Here is a 15,445-nt window from a genome sequence, read left to right on the forward strand (position 1 = left end):
GTGCAAACGAGAATGGTTTTCAATTGTATTGTCAATTATGTGATAAAAGCCCAAAAGAAAATAGTGCTTTGAGTATTATATTTTGATAACGGCTAAATTGGCTGCTTATATGAGGTGTTTGTTTACTTAAATGTTAACGAGTGTCTTGAGTAAGTAGGCCAAAAGTAAATTCATCATGCCAATCGGGGCCTATTTTATAATTTTGTCTTAAGCAGCCTTCATTAATAAAACCACAAGCCGTCATTACCTTGGCTGAAGCGAGATTGTTAGTTGAACAGATACCAATATACTTGTGGACCCCAAATTGATGGATCCCCCAATCAATAACTGCGTTTAAGCTTTCAGTAGCGTAACCTTGACCGGACATCTCAGGTGCTATGATATAACCTACCTCAGCGCGCCTTAGCAAGGCATCATCACAATGAAAACCTGTAAAACCAATAAAAGCACCGGTGTGAATATCTTCAATCACTAACGTTAACCACTCTCCTAAATCAAACTCCCACGGTGCAAGTCTTGAATTAAATTTCTGTTTAATGGCTAACTCAGTCATTGGCTCACAGATATATTGGATGACATCAGGATTTTGATGCAGGCGGTTAAAACTGTCCCAATCCTCCTTGATTAAGGTTCTAATTTTTAATCTGTCAGTATATAACGCAATCATTAAGTGGTGACCTCCAATAAAAAAGGCAGCCTAAGCTGCCTTAATCAACATAAGGCGTTTAGCCTCTGCTGGTTACTTCTAATAAATGGTAACCAAATTGAGTTTTAACTGGGCCTTGTACTTCATTTAAAGGCGCGCTAAATACGACTTCATCAAACTCACGAACCATCATACCTGGACCGAAAGAGCCAAGTTCTCCACCTTGTGCACCTGATGGACATGATGAATGGGCTTTAGCAATTTCAGCGAAGTCTGCACCTGCTATGATTTGCTGCTTAAGCGTTTCACATTGTTCTTCAGAACTCACAAGAAGATGCCTAGCTGTTGCCTGTACCATTTATAGCTCCTTTGGCAGTTGATGCCATTAATTAGTCATTTTTTTATAAAAAATAAAAGGGAGCATAAATTGCTCCCTTGTTACTCAGATTACATTTACTAAACTATCAGTTATTGGTTATTTTGCCAATTCGGATTCAATCCAGCGGGCAATTTTTTTCTCCATGACTGCCATAGGTAACGAACCGGTTGTTAAAATTTGATCATGAAAGCCCTTAAGATCAAATTTATCACTAAGCTGGGCTTCAGCATCAGCACGTAATCTTAAAATAGTCAGCTGACCAATTTTGTAAGATAACGCCTGACCAGGGATAGCCATATAACGTTCTACTTCCGCAATAATGTCAGACTCTGCCATTGGCGAGTTGTCCTTCATATACTGAATAGCTTGCTCACGGCTCCAGCCTTTAGCATGTAAGCCAGTATCAACCACCAACCGCATTGCACGGAGCATTTCATCAGATAGCTTACCAAAGTACTGATAAGGATCGCTGAATAAGCCCATTTCGATGCCTAAGTACTCAGCATATAATGCCCAGCCTTCTTCAAATGCAGTATAACCTTGGAAACGTTGGAACTCAGGAATACCGGTTAACTCTTGTTTAATGGCAATTTGAAAGTGATGCCCAGGCGCGGCTTCATGTAAAGAAAGCGTTGTCATGCCCCACTTAGGCTGTGCTTTTAAATTAAAGGTATTAATATAAAACACACCAGGACGTGAGCCATCTACCGCAGGAGATTGATAAGAAGCCCCTGCTGCTGATTTTTCTCTAAAGCTTTCAACAGGTTTAACAACATAATCAGCTTTTGGCATCACGTTAAAGTATTTAGGTAACTCTTTATTGATGTCATCTTTTAGTGCCATATAGCCATCAATTAAGCCTTGGCGCTCACTAAAGAAATATTCTGGATCACTTGAAAGTGATGCGAAGAAAGCGCTTAAATCACCTTCAAAGCCAACTTGTTCACGTACTGTATCCATTTCAGTTAAAATGCGTTTTACTTCTGAAAGACCAATTTGATGAATTTCATCAACCGGCATTTTAGTGGTGGTATGACTATTTGCTAGCGTTTGATACCACTCTTTACCATTAGGTAATCCCCACCAACCATCAGAAGCTCTTGCGTGGGAAAGATAACTATCTTTAAAATAATTTCTTAAATCTGTTAAAGCTGGAATTAACTGAGATTGAATAAGCTTACTGTACTCTGCTGTTAATTGAGTCTTATCTTGCTCACTAAAGTCTTCAGGCATGATATTAATTGGTGCATAAAATAAGCTTTGCTTAGCCTCTTTAACCAATTGAGCATCTAACTGCGGGATAATACGTTCAACCAAGACTTTAGGTAACACAACTTTACTGGCGATCCCCTCATCCATTCTTGCTTGAGCCAGGCCTATCCAATTGATAAAACCTGTAAGACGACCTAACCAGTTGTTATAATCTTCAACGGTGTTAAAAGGCTGGGCACTTTCACCACTGCCCAATTGGATCATGCTGATAACCGTACTGTAAAACTGATTCATTGGCATAAAATGCTCAGGATACGACTCGGCAACAAGATCCATATGACGGTCATACATGAACATATCAAAGCTTAATTGTAAATCTGCAGGAAGTTCATTTGCATTAATTGATTTTGCTCGTTTTAGAAACTGACTATTTAGTTCATGTCGTTGTTTTAGGTAAGCCTCAGTTAATGAACCACCAAACTCAGCGTTGTAATCATTAACCCCTACATAGGTTGCATAGATAGGTTCTAATGCTAACAGTGCTTTAAAGTAATCATCCGCTAAAGCATTATATGCTTGTGCTGCTGTCTGGCTACTTTGTTGCGCGCTTTGTAGACTTGCGGTGCTTGAGTTGTTTGGGCTTGTTTGCTCGCTGCATGCTTGAAGCGATAATAAAGAAGCAATAGCAACGGTCAGTAATGTTTTTTTCATCATCAGATCCCTGTCAGAGCCACAAATTTAGCGGCCTTAAAATATGATTTATCTTTTTAGTTATTATTTACAATGTATCGCAATTAGTTGTTATTAGTTAGCAAATAATTGTAACTGAGAATAACAATCTATTCTCTTTATACCTAAAAATACGACTCAAAAAAAAAGCCCCTTGAAAGGGGCTTTTTTCAAATTAACCAGATTACAAAGTAATATTGTTAATTCGCGCTTTTTCTTTGATATAAGAAATATAGCTGTTAGCGCTGCGCTTCGTTTTGCTGTGTTTAGCAGCACGATTTGCGCGCTTATAAGCAGACTTATATTGCTTCAAACTTAAATGGGCTAAAGTTAACTCAAGTTCAGCTTCACCTGGCTCATCCAAACCTGCTGCAAGTGCTTTTTCAAACACAGGAATTGCAGCTTTAGGCTCTTCAGCGATAGCAAGAATTTTACCTTGTTTAAGGTATAACTCAGCATCACCAGATAACTCAGCAGCTTGACCATATAATTTGGCTGCTTGCTTGAAGTTTTTAGCATTATGGTAGAAACCCGCTAAGATTTTAATCGACTTTTCAGTCTCTTTAATCATTCCCGATTTCATGTGCTTTTCATAAAGCTTAGCAGCGTTATACGGCGCACCATTTTGCGACATAAGTTGTGCTAATCGAGTAATGTTAGCGTCAGTTTCTAAAAAACCATTTTTATAAGCTAAATCATAAGTTTGCAATGACTTGGTATAGTCTTCAGTCATCAAATAAAATTGCGCTAACTGTACCCATAAACGTTTATCGTCTTGGAACAGCGGTACCATAATTTCGAGTACCTTTACCGCTTCTTTATACTTCTTTTGATTGAAGTATGCAGTTAATTTCATTTGATAAAGGCCTTTATCAGGCTTCTCTACTAGAGAAAGTCCTTTATCGGCAACTTCAAGTACTTTATCCCACTGCTTAAGTTCGCTGTATGCAATACCGATACGACGGTATACAACAGGGTCGACTTTACAAGTAAAGTCCATCCACTTGTAGTAGTAAGGAATAGCGTCTTTAAACTTCTTTTCTTGTAGTAATAAGTCAGCATACAAACGTAATGTTGCTGCGTGATCTGTACCACCAAGAATGTCAGCATCTACAGCTGTTTTTAAATACTTGATTGACGTTGCCATTTGACCTTTTTCAGCATAGAAAGAACCGATCATTCGTCCTATATACGCTGCATCAAAATCATTTTTGGTATTCACTTCAAGCAAAATTTCAATTGCTTGGTCCAAACGTCCTTCTGTGTATTCTTCGAAAGCTTTTTGAACTTTCTTACCAGCACTAGCACCAACTGCACGAGATTGACGCTCATCAATTGGACATTTTTCAGCTGCTTGAGCAGTTGAAACTGTGAGTAGCGAACTACCACACAAAGTTAGTAGCAACGCACTAGCGATTTTATTTACTTTACGCATTATCTACCTCCTTTATCCAATGTGAAATCAAGTTGTACAGTCATACCAGGAACCTTCATAGCCTTACCATCAATGATTTTAGGCTTGTATTTCCATTTCTTTAACGCACGAACTGCTTCGCGGTCAAAAATACGTTTAGGTTCTGCTTTAATAACTTTAACGTCTTCGATGCCACCTAATTCGTTGATGGTAAATGAAAGTTGTACATAACCTTCTTTACCATCACGTGCTGCAGCAATTGGGTATTGAGGATCAATACGTACAATTGGTGTTGCATCACCGTCACGTGTCATCATGTTACCAAGTTTAAAACCTGTGCTAGCACCGCCAGCGACAACACCACTCATGTTAAATGCCATATTCGTATCAATATCTGATGACGTATCTGGCGGAGTAGTATCCGGTTTCGGTGGTTGCTCAGGTGGTGCTGGTGGCTTAGGTTTAACCCTAGGCTTATCCTGCACTTTCGTATCCTGCTTATCCATACTGATCTCAATAATAGGAGAATCAGTTGAAGTGTCGGCGCGTTTAGCGCCGCCACCGACCAAGAAGGCCATGAAGACAAACAGGGCGAAAGTAACAGCAGCACCAACTATGAGTGATACTATTGCTCTCAGCATATTAGTCTTTCCCCGCTGAAATCGAGATTTTGTCGATACCCGCTTTCTTTACGTTGTCCATAACCTTAACTACAAGGCCATGTTCTGCTTCTTGGTCTGCTTCGATTAATACAGCCGCTTCTGGTGCTTCAGCTAACATACGCTCTACGTTCGCTGTTACACGCTCGATGTCAACCTGACGGTTTTCCATCTTAATTACGCCTGTCTTACTCACACCAATAAAGATGTTTGCAGATTTTTGTTGTGTCGCTGTAGAAGCTTCAGGTTTCTTATAATCAAGACCTGATGGCTTAATGAACGAAGTCGTCACAATAAAGAAGATCAACATGATAAACACGATGTCGAGCATCGGAGTCATATCTACTTGTGCTTCTTCTTCTACACTAAAATGCTTTTTACGTGCCATTTTCAATACTCTCTCTAGTGGTGTGGCAAGCTATCTTTTAGCTTTTCGAGACTAATTTTCAATTTTGCATCTAATCGAGTGCTAAAAAATACACCTGATAGTGCTGCTACCATTCCTGCCATTGTCGGCATGGTTGCCATTGAAATACCAGCCGCCATCATACGAGCGTTACTCGTACCATGAACTGCCATCACATCGAACACTGCTATCATTCCGGTTACGGTACCTAGTAGACCAATCATTGGACAAATGGCTACTAATGTTTTGATAAGCAGCATACGAGCATTCATATCTTGCTTAGCTTGGGACACCCAAGCTTCACGGATACGGTGTGCATACCAAGAGGTTGAATCCTCTCTATTATTCCATGCGTTGATAATCGCTTTATGCTCTTTTGGTGCAGTTAAATTGATATACCAAAAACGCTCAAGCATTAACACCCACATTAGAAATAGCACTGCCGCTACCAACCAGAGGATATCTCCTCCGGTGGCCATGAAGCCCCTGACAGAGTCCCAAACATCCATCAGGATTAGCATCATTAGTCAGCCCTCTTCTCAGCGTGCTCTGCAATGATACCAGCGCTTTGTTCTTCAAGAACTTGAACTACTGACTTGCTACGAGCGATAACAACTGCGTGCATAAGCATTAGAGGAAGTGCAGCAACAAGACCTTGTACCGTTGTCATCAATGCCATAGAGATACCACCTGCCATTAGACGTGGATCACCAGTACCGAACAATTGAATTGTTTGGAAGGTTGCAATCATACCGGTTACTGTACCAAGTAGACCCATCATAGGCGCGATAGCTGCTAGAACTTTAATGATTGAAATACGTGCTTCTAGAGCTGGCGTTTCTTTCAAAATTGCTTCATCAAGTTTAAGTTCAAGCGTTTCAACATCAACGTCTTTGTTTTCTTGATAAACTTTAAGTACACGACCTAATGCGTTATTACCTGGGTTTGCAGTATCTTTACGTTGAGCTTTAACTTTAGCACCAACAATATAAAGAGTAACTAAACGCTCAATTGAAATTAGCGCACCAAGAACAAGTAAACCGATGATGATGTAACCAATTGGTCCACCCGCTTCAATACGCTCTTCGATTGTCGCTTTTTGAGTGAATACACTTAGTAACACACCACGTGCAGGGTCAACAAACAGCTTTTCATAGCCAGAAGTCGCACTTGTAAATGACTTAACACTTGATACTTGTGCACTACCTGGTTGCTGTGAAAGCTCTTGGATTAGACCAAGGTCAGCGTTGTAAACAACGTATTTGCCATCAGCAAGTAAGTTATATGCACCAACACGAGTAACTGTAGTATTAGTAACACCGCCATCTAAACCTGTTACATCAGCATCGAAAGTAACAACTTTACCAGATTCGACCATTTCAAAAAGTTGAGCTTCCCAGAATTGTTCTAGCTCATTAATTTTTGGAAGTTCTTTACGAGCACCAAGTTCTGCAATAAATGCATCACGGCCAGGGAACTGTGCAGTAATGTTAGAACCAACTAACTTACCAGCAAAGTCACCTGCTTCACCTTTAACAACACCGAACATTTCGCCTAAGTCACCAGAAGCAATCTTACGATCTTCTTCTAATTGTGCGATTTTACGTTCGTTATCAGTAAATGCTTGCGCTAGATCTTTACCACGTTGTCTTTCAGCTGCAAGCGCTGATTTTTCACGTTTAAGAAGAGCAGCTTTATCGCCACGCTCATTTAAGAACTCTGCTTCACGCTTCTTATTGGTTTTAGTCGCATTAGCACGGTCTGTTTGAACTTGCTTTAATAGTTGTTCAATCGTTTTTGGTGCATCTGCAGCGCTAACCATACCTGATGTTAGTGACAGAGTTGCAGCAACGATTGCTGTAGTAATAAACTTTTTCATTATTGTGCAGCCTCCGCAGCAGGGATTGGTAAGGCGAATAGATCAGGAGCACCTTGACCACGAGCCTGTTTAATAGCTTTGCTTAAGTTACGAAGATAGCTATCTTCTAACACATCCCAACCTTTAGTTTCTGCGTTATACATCCAAGCTGACTTTTGGTCTTGGCTTTGAGCGTATAGGCTTACACGACCGAAGTTTAAGAAATCAACTAGAATTTCTTTACCATCAATTTGTAATTGACCAGTTTCTGCAATTAACTTAGAACCATATTCACGTTCAATGTTATACGCATCTAAGATCAAGCGGTACTTTTCAGCAAGTGTTACTTCAGCGCTATTTAATGTATCTTTTAAGCGTTGAACACGAGCTTCACGAGCGTCTTTGTTAAATGGTAAGTCTAAAGCGATAAATTGCTCTAAAGCGTCTACCATTTTAAACATTAAAGGAACAACACCTTGTCTAAGAGCATCAACACCGTCGATATCGTCTTGGATAAGTTTCATTGTCGCCTGTTGGTCTGCAACCAATCCGGCAACATAGTCATTGTATGATTTTAAAGATTCGCGTTCGTCAGCAACTGAGCCATACTCAAAAAGCATGTCTTGTGCTTGATCAAAATACTTATCAACTTTGTTTTGCGACGCAGCAGCATCAGCATGAATTTTGCCGTCTGCTTTTTGTACGTCACTTAGAGGATCTGCAATCACGAAGTTGCTGCTAGCTAATGCAAGCGCGCCAACAAGTGCAGTAGCGATTTTTGTTCTATTGCTTACCTTGGACATAGTTCCCAACCAATTTATAGTGAATTAGAAAGCTTTAACTCGAAAGTAACAACTGCGATTTTATTGTTAACCGATGTTGCACTCACTAAGTGTATCTTTCTCTTGTGATTGTTAGTTTTTTCTTCCCTATTCTATACCCGCTAAGGCATAGACCCGCTCGCATCATTTCACAAAATGTTGACCTGTGTCAACAATTGAGGACATCAAAAACCATAGTAAAAGAAGCTTTATTCATAGATTTACATCGAAAGGTGAATTTGTATACAAGTTCAGTCTAAAAATAGCCAAGCCCCAATATTTCTTTGCAATTATTCATACAGATACCCTGCATCAATTCAGCGCCCATGTTAATTATTCTTTATTTTTATAACTGTTATGGTGTTGATACCAGAAAGGACCCGAATTCAACTTCGAAGTGCGACACTCGACAAACTAATACAGCTAATTATCTAAACACAACAGCTGGCTGTTTAAACTTCAAACAACTCCCCGGTCGATAGTTAATTCTATTGAGTGCAAACAAGATGGCATCATCGTTTACAGTTCTTAACTCAGACCCTTTTTTGAAATATTGTCTTAATAAGCCATTGGCATTTTCATTCGCACCACTCTTCCAAGAACTCTAAGGGTGAGCAAAATACACATCAGCCTCCAATGCTTTGGCAATCGCTTGATGACCTGTAAACTCACGACCATTATCTGCCGTATTTGTATGCACGAAATCCTAGTAGGACCTTAACAAGTCTATGGTCGCTTTGGCGACATCTTTTGCTGACTTAAAAGGCACCTTCTTAGCAAAGTAGAAACGTATTTCACGCTCTAAAATAGTCACTATTGTACCTGTTCCATGCTGTCCCAAAACCGTATCAATTTCCCGCGCTCCCAAACGCTCACGTTTATCAACAGTTTCTTGCCTTTCATCTATGATATTGCATTTTTAATAACAGGTGACTTCTTTTTTTGCCTCGACCATAGCTTTTTATGCACTTGCCGCAAATGCTTAAAAAGTTTGCCACTTTGCTGTTTATCACGCCTGATGAAACAATGTATTCACTCATTATTAATATCACCTCCAATGTCTGTTAGCACGTTCAATAATTTTTGTTAGCTCCAGTTATGAGTTGTTAAGATTTCGATAAAATCGATACGTTGTAGAGGTATGTGGAATTTGTAGCATAACGACGTTTGGTAACCGATAACTGATGTGCTATTTCTGGTTATTAATGTGCTTTATGGTTACTACGCTTTTACTTTCGATAAATGGTGGAGCGATGACATTTAAATGTTTTGGCAATGTCTAATATTAAAATTCCTCGTTCCAAAAGGACTGAAATCTGATATCTTCTTCACTCAGCCAACTGCTGATAATTCATAGTGATACCCATTTTTCTTTGGCGAGATAAATCCTACCACTTTCAGCAGTGGCTTCCTCTATACCTCAATGAAGAGTGCCGCAGTTATTATCTGGATTCGTTGGAAGAATTCATGGCAATTATTATTTTGGAGAAGTAATGCAACTAAATACCTTAAAGAAAGATTATGAATCCGGCTCAGTAATGGCCAGTTTTCATATCGCGCTTTTTTATTTACGTACTAATCAAAAACTTTTCAATCTTTGGATAGATAAAGCAATAGACCATGAATTAAAAATTGCCTGGGATTTTATGATGTCTTATGAAGGACAGAAATTAGTTACGCCAAAATTTATACAAAGCAGATTTAACACTTCAGGCTTCGCTGAATATTATTTAGCTACAATAAGCTTTAAACCCACAAAAGAAGGTTTTGAAACATTTGCATCTTTAATTGATAAAGCGATTCATATGAAATGCCAAAAAGCTAAGCAGCTCAAAGCGATCATATTAGAGAACTTTTCAATTGATATAACTGATAAAGATGAGCTTTTAAAGCTGTTTGATTCAGTAAAGTTATCTGCAAAAAATGTTTCTTCAAATAGGGAGATTTCACTTTATACGCAAACATTCAACAGTGATTTTTCTATGCTAATTATTGATGAACTGTCTATTTATCTTCAGCCCTCACTAATATTAGACCCCGTTAACAATCAACCAAGACTGTCACCGCATAGAACTGCTTTTTCTGCACAGTGGCTACCCTCAACTCTCGGTTTTTTAGGTCTTTTATTCGAAAAGTTGATTACTGAATTAATTGACACTCAAGCACAGTATGGTGAACCAATGACATTATTACAGTATCTGCCGGGGCAAGAGTATAAGCCTCACTTTGACTTTATAAATAATCATGAACATGGTTATTCTGATGGTCAGCAAAGAGTGAAAACAATATTAATTGGATTAAATAGTGAAGAGTATCAAGGTGGGGATACTCTTTTTCCCAATATAAAAGCAAAATTCCATCTAATGTGTGGAGATATTTTGGTTTTCAACAACACTTCAACGGATGGAAAGTTGTTACAAGACTCTTTACATCAAAGTACTCCAATAATTTCTGGGAAAAAAACGATTATTTCAAAATGGATAAGACAATCTAAAACGACTTATGACTCTGAAAAGTTGAATTTTTTAAAAATTAATTAGCAATCACATCAAATACAACAGCCAAACGGTTGCTGCTAGATTTAAATTCATTTACACCGTGCCAAAAGTGAGATGGAAATAGTACGATTTGACCTTCTTTGGGTTTTATATAATACTCAGCAAAATCATCCATATAGGGCAAACCTAATTGCCCTAATCTGAGCCAACCTGAACCTTGACCTAAACTAGTACTATCAATATCAAGATATAAAACTCCGCTAACGATGCCATTAGAGTGATAATGATCTACATGGTGACCACTTTCTTTCAATCTAATTGAAAATGAGGACGAATATTCAAACTCCTTGCTCTCAAAAAACTCTTTTATAAACTTGGTGTGTGCTTTTTTATCGAGATAGTTGCTAACAGCTCCATCAATAACGTTTTTTAACTCTAAAACATTCTCACTCTGATATGTGAATAGAGTTCCTTCTGTTTGAGTACCATTTCTTACAGTTTGATCTTGAGAATAGAACTCTTCCTTATCATGTAGACTATGAATAAATTGTTTAATATTTCTAAAATTAAAATCACCAAAGCTAAGGTCCTCTACATACAAAAGTTCATTTAACTCTTTAGTGAAACGTTCTGAATTTTGATGTAAAACTTTATCTGCAGAAATTTCAAGGTTCTTCTTAGTGATAAGGTTTTCACAGGAAAGCCCTTTCATGACAGCATTAAATTTGCTTAGACAATTTTGCTTAGCGTTTAAAATCCTCATTTCATAAGCAAGGGGCTCTGGCATCGTATAATTCTCGATGTTTATTGCAAAGTTTAAGATTTCACTTAACTCTGTATGTAAACTCGAAGCCATGCAGTAAAAAATTGACTCATTGTAATAAACATAATTTTTATTATTAAATTGTTCTATAAGTAACTTAACACCGTTAGCGACTTCTCCTTGCTTGCACAAAGTCAACCCTAAAATTGAGTTATACAGTGGCAATGTTTTGAAATTAGTAAGTGAATTAAAATTAATCCCACTTTTGTCGCAATAATTTTGTTTCAACTTTAAAAATTCAAAAGTTTCTTTTATATTTTGGCGTAGTAATTCGTATTGTTCTGCAAACCCGTTCATATCCACTAGCAAGAGTGAACTAAAATAGCGAAAAATAACTGGGTAGCTCGCTGAGGTAACTTTACTCTTAAGTAATACAATAACGTCTTCATGTAAATGCAACTTTGCTTTTAAATTAGCAAAGTTTAGGAGTAATAAATTATCTGAAGGAAACTTACGTATTAACTTGGCATAAATATCTTGAGCTTCATTGAATTTTTTCTGCTCTATGAATACTGAAGCTATTCCTACTTCATAAAAGTACTCATTACCTTTCTGTAAAAACCTTACTTCTGTATAGTAATTTAATGCAAGATCAAAAACTTTCAAATTTAAAAAGCAAGTTGCAAGGTTTACTTTAACATCTAAATTTGCCGAAATTTTTGAATCAATCAGCTTGAAGTCTAGGATAGCTTCAGAGTAGTTATGGCTTTTCTTTAAAAGATTCGCTCTTCGATAATAATAGTTTAAATCTGCCTTATTAATTTCTATGGCTTTATCCATTGACTGAATAGCCATTTCCAAGTTATTTGCCTCATAAACTGCACTAGCTAGATACCAAAAGTAATCAATTTTTGCAAAAGCATTTTTCATTTTAACTACTTTTGATAAAGCTAAATTAAATTGGCCAGCCTTTACTGTATGTTCTAAATCCATCAGTTCATTTTTCAAAACTAAATCCCTAGGCATAAAAAAGGCCAGTATATACTGGCCTTTTTTTTAAGTTAACTCTTAAATTAGAAGCTAACAGTTACACGACCGTAGAAGTAACGACCTGTACCATCATATTGATTAACATCAAACGAGTTAGCAAAAGCTTGTACTGAAACAGGAGGCTCTTCATCAAAGATGTTATTAACACCGACTTCAAATCGAGTATTAAATGTATCTATGCGGTAAGCGGCCTGTAAATCATGTACATAGTAATCACCGTAATCGTTGTAGTAATCACGTACTTCATCATCTCCAGTACCTGTTGAAGTGTAGCCATCACATAAGCCTTCATAATCTTCAAAACCATTACAATCTTCAGTTTGACTGCTAATGAAACGAGTTTTCCAATTAACTGAAACATCTTCATATGACCAAGATAGTGTCATATTTGACTTAAGTCTTGGGTAGCCATCATCACCAAAGTTTTGACCAGCATAGTTATCTGTTTCAATACCATTATCATCAGTTAGTGAATAATTATCAGTATAAGTATTATCCCAAGCGATTTTGAAATCACCAACTTCTGTTTCGATACCGTAGTTAAACGATACGTCCCAACCATTAGTTGCTAGTGTACCTAAGTTAAGAGCTGGGTTAACAAATAATGAAGGGATACCACTTGGTGAACGTTCTAATATTGAATCACAATATTGTGCTACAGGGTGGTTTTGTTCACCAGGTACACCAGCACAGGTATCGAGTACTTGTTGGTGACCTGCACGTGTAATTACGTCTTCAATTTCAATATCCCAGTAATCAATCGATACGTCAAACCCTTCAGCCCAGCTTGGGTTATACACTAAACCAGCACTTAAACTCTCTGAAGTTTCTGGTTGTAGTTGCGAGTTAGAACCAGTTTGCCCTTCAATTTGTGAGTTTGGTTGAGTGTATGCTGGTGGTACACCTGCACATCCTGGTAAGCCATCACCACCCTCATTACATGGGTCTTGTACCGATGGGAAAGTAGTACTTAATCCACCAAATAGATTGTTAATAGTTGGCGCTCGGAAGCCTTGTGACCATGTTGAACGAACGAGTAATTCTTCCGTAGGACGATACTGCATTGCTACTTTAGCACTTGTATTATCAGCATCGAAGCCTTCAGAGTTTTCAAGGTCTGTATAACGAATCGCAAATTCAAATTCTAGTAATTCAGCAAATGCCATGTCAGCTAAAACCGGCACTACAAACTCACCGTAGTAAGAGCTCTCTTTGAAAGAACCTTCTGTAGGTAAAATTTTACCACCAGTAGACTGACCAGAAGTAACCATATAATCAGGGCTATTGAAACCAGTTTCTTTACGGTATTCCCAACCAAAAGCAGCACCGACTTCACCAGCAGGTAAATCGAACAGTGAACCAGACACGTTTGCAGTGTAGTTAGTAATTGAATCGCCGCTAGAGCTTTGCTCAGTTGTTGAGATATAGTCTAACTGATCTTGCGTGATTGAGCCTTCACCACCAAATAGGTTCAAAGGAACACAAGTTGCATCTGCATTACATTCTGAACTTAACGCGTGACCGATACGGGTCTTGTTTAAACGACCTGTTGTTGTTGATTTACCTGAGTTTTCACCATAAGCATAGTGAGCACCCCATGACCATTCACGTTCACCAATGTCAAATTCGCCATCAAGAGCAACAGCAAAACGCCATGTATCTTGGCTTTGTTCAAATATACGGTTACCATTTTCAATCATACGACGACCAATGAAACCCGTAGAGAAACTATCTGTACCTTGAGCAAAAATATCTTCACCAAATGGGTTATAGATATTGTCAGCAGAGACAACAGTAGGCTCTAAGGCTTCTGCACCGCCTGCCCAAGGGCCAATAAATAATGGCATTGGAGCTAGTAATTGTGAAGACTCACGATGGTTATATAACGCCTCTGTAGATATGCGTAAGTTATCCGCTAGCTCGTAAGTGCCTTGGATAAAACTACTCCAACGCTCTTGTGGAGTTAGCATGTAGTTTGCTGGAGCATAGTTATAACGAACATCATTTGAAAATGGTTGAAAATCATTATAAGCAGTTACATTTCCATCAGCATCAAGCGTAGGCAGTGTTGGATTACCCTGAGTCCAATCAAAATCATCAGCTACAGAGTAATTAGCGAAGCCATTGTTTGCAGTTGGGAAGGTAAAACGGCCTTGAGGTGTACCAGAACTACCAAAGTCATTACCTGTATTGTAAACAGGTTCACTTGATATATCTCGGTCACCAGCCCAAATAGGGCTTGTTTTTGTATAACTTGTATTAAAGAAGATACTTCCTTTTTCGCCAACTTGACCTAAAGAAAGATCAAACTGTTCTTGGTCACCATCACCTTCGGCTGATTGACCGTAATATGCTGAAGCTTCAACACCTTCGAAGTCATTACGAGTAATAACGTTTACTACACCAGCAATTGCATCTGAACCATAAACGGCTGCTGCGCCGTCTTTAAGTACTTCAATACGCTTAATTACAGTTGAAGGAATAGTGTTTAAATCGACTGAGCCGCCATCACTAACCCAACGACGTCCATTCACTAATACTAGCACTCGGCTAGAACCTAAGTTTCTCATACTTAGACGTGTTGAACCGTCACCGCCGTTATTTGATTGTGTATTAATCGCCGCACCACCAATAGTCATGGTGTTTAGGAAATCACCGACAGATGTTAGACCACTAGCTAGTAGGTCTTCACGGTTAACGATTTCAACTGGTTGAGCACTTTCCATATCTGTACGCTTAATACGCGAACCAGTTACTTCGATACGTTCAACTTTAGCGCCTTCTTCAGCAGCAAAAGCTACTGGTGACGTGAATGCTGCCGCAGCTGCACCGCTAATCATTGCTAGACGCACTGATTTAGCTAAAAAATTCTTTTGCATTGTCAATCTCCCTGGACTTGTGTCTTTCTTATTGTTCCAACCTTATTAATTTAGGTTGGTTAACGAAGTTGAACATCGCTCAACCACATTTCGTATGCAATAAAATCACAAATAAAACATTAATTCAACAT

12 protein-coding genes and 1 pseudogene are annotated in these 15,445 nt (G+C 38.4%); 1 reads left to right on the forward strand and 12 read right to left on the reverse strand.

Annotated elements, in window-relative coordinates:
- Nucleotides 1-133: 133 nt before the first annotated feature.
- The 10 genes and pseudogenes from Q4557_RS04945 to Q4557_RS04990 all read right to left on the reverse strand — a co-directional run bounded on the left by Q4557_RS04945 (nt 134) and on the right by Q4557_RS04990 (nt 9,440).
- Entirely contained in the window at nt 134-667 is a 534-nt protein-coding gene (locus Q4557_RS04945) for a GNAT family N-acetyltransferase (RefSeq protein ID WP_102476361.1), read from the reverse strand.
- Between the two features lie 58 nt (nt 668-725).
- A complete protein-coding gene (locus Q4557_RS04950; RefSeq protein WP_076537011.1) occupies nt 726-1,004 on the reverse strand; it encodes a peptidylprolyl isomerase in 279 nt (92 codons plus the stop codon).
- Between the two features lie 117 nt (nt 1,005-1,121).
- Nucleotides 1,122-2,948 carry a DUF885 family protein gene (locus Q4557_RS04955; RefSeq protein ID WP_102531827.1) on the reverse strand — a complete coding sequence of 609 codons (1,827 nt, stop codon included), beginning with the start codon at nt 2,946-2,948 and terminating at the stop codon, nt 1,122-1,124.
- A 202-nt stretch (nt 2,949-3,150) separates the two neighbouring features.
- The gene (locus tag Q4557_RS04960; protein WP_102519798.1) at nt 3,151-4,401 is read right to left on the reverse strand and encodes a tetratricopeptide repeat protein; all 1,251 of its coding nucleotides are present in this window, start codon (nt 4,399-4,401) and stop codon (nt 3,151-3,153) included.
- Complete coding sequence (locus tag Q4557_RS04965; RefSeq protein ID WP_076537016.1) at nt 4,401-5,021, reverse strand: energy transducer TonB; 621 nt, start codon at nt 5,019-5,021, stop codon at nt 4,401-4,403. Before Q4557_RS04965 ends, Q4557_RS04960 begins: the two co-directional genes overlap by 1 nt.
- A gap of 1 nt (nt 5,022) precedes the next feature.
- Nucleotides 5,023-5,427 carry a biopolymer transporter ExbD gene (locus tag Q4557_RS04970; RefSeq protein WP_076537018.1) on the reverse strand — a complete coding sequence of 135 codons (405 nt, stop codon included), beginning with the start codon at nt 5,425-5,427 and terminating at the stop codon, nt 5,023-5,025.
- A 14-nt stretch (nt 5,428-5,441) separates the two neighbouring features.
- A complete protein-coding gene (locus Q4557_RS04975; RefSeq protein WP_076537019.1) occupies nt 5,442-5,969 on the reverse strand; it encodes a MotA/TolQ/ExbB proton channel family protein in 528 nt (175 codons plus the stop codon).
- Nucleotides 5,969-7,324 carry a MotA/TolQ/ExbB proton channel family protein gene (locus Q4557_RS04980; RefSeq protein WP_102476363.1) on the reverse strand — a complete coding sequence of 452 codons (1,356 nt, stop codon included), beginning with the start codon at nt 7,322-7,324 and terminating at the stop codon, nt 5,969-5,971. Before Q4557_RS04980 ends, Q4557_RS04975 begins: the two co-directional genes overlap by 1 nt.
- A complete protein-coding gene (locus Q4557_RS04985; protein ID WP_102436074.1) occupies nt 7,324-8,106 on the reverse strand; it encodes a DUF3450 domain-containing protein in 783 nt (260 codons plus the stop codon). The genes Q4557_RS04980 and Q4557_RS04985 overlap by 1 nt, the downstream gene beginning before the upstream one ends.
- 445 nt (nt 8,107-8,551) lie before the next feature.
- Nucleotides 8,552-9,440: pseudogene (locus Q4557_RS04990) on the reverse strand (IS30 family transposase).
- Nucleotides 9,441-9,617: 177 nt separating this feature from the next.
- Here Q4557_RS04990 and Q4557_RS04995 point away from each other — a divergent pair.
- Nucleotides 9,618-10,664 carry a 2OG-Fe(II) oxygenase gene (locus Q4557_RS04995; RefSeq protein ID WP_303411063.1) on the forward strand — a complete coding sequence of 349 codons (1,047 nt, stop codon included), beginning with the start codon at nt 9,618-9,620 and terminating at the stop codon, nt 10,662-10,664.
- Here the strand turns inward: Q4557_RS04995 and Q4557_RS05000 are convergent.
- Nucleotides 10,657-12,393, reverse strand: a complete 1,737-nt coding sequence (locus tag Q4557_RS05000) for a putative 2OG-Fe(II) oxygenase (protein ID WP_303411064.1) — start codon at nt 12,391-12,393, stop codon at nt 10,657-10,659. The genes Q4557_RS04995 and Q4557_RS05000 overlap by 8 nt on opposite strands.
- Before the next feature lie 65 nt (nt 12,394-12,458).
- Nucleotides 12,459-15,314 (reverse strand): TonB-dependent receptor, encoded by a 2,856-nt coding sequence (locus Q4557_RS05005; RefSeq protein WP_303411065.1) that lies wholly within the window; start codon nt 15,312-15,314, stop codon nt 12,459-12,461.
- Between the last annotated feature and the right edge of the window lie 131 nt (nt 15,315-15,445).

The organism is Shewanella sp. 5_MG-2023, from assembly GCF_030547465.1.
In the GTDB taxonomy this organism is placed as follows: domain Bacteria; phylum Pseudomonadota; class Gammaproteobacteria; order Enterobacterales; family Shewanellaceae; genus Shewanella.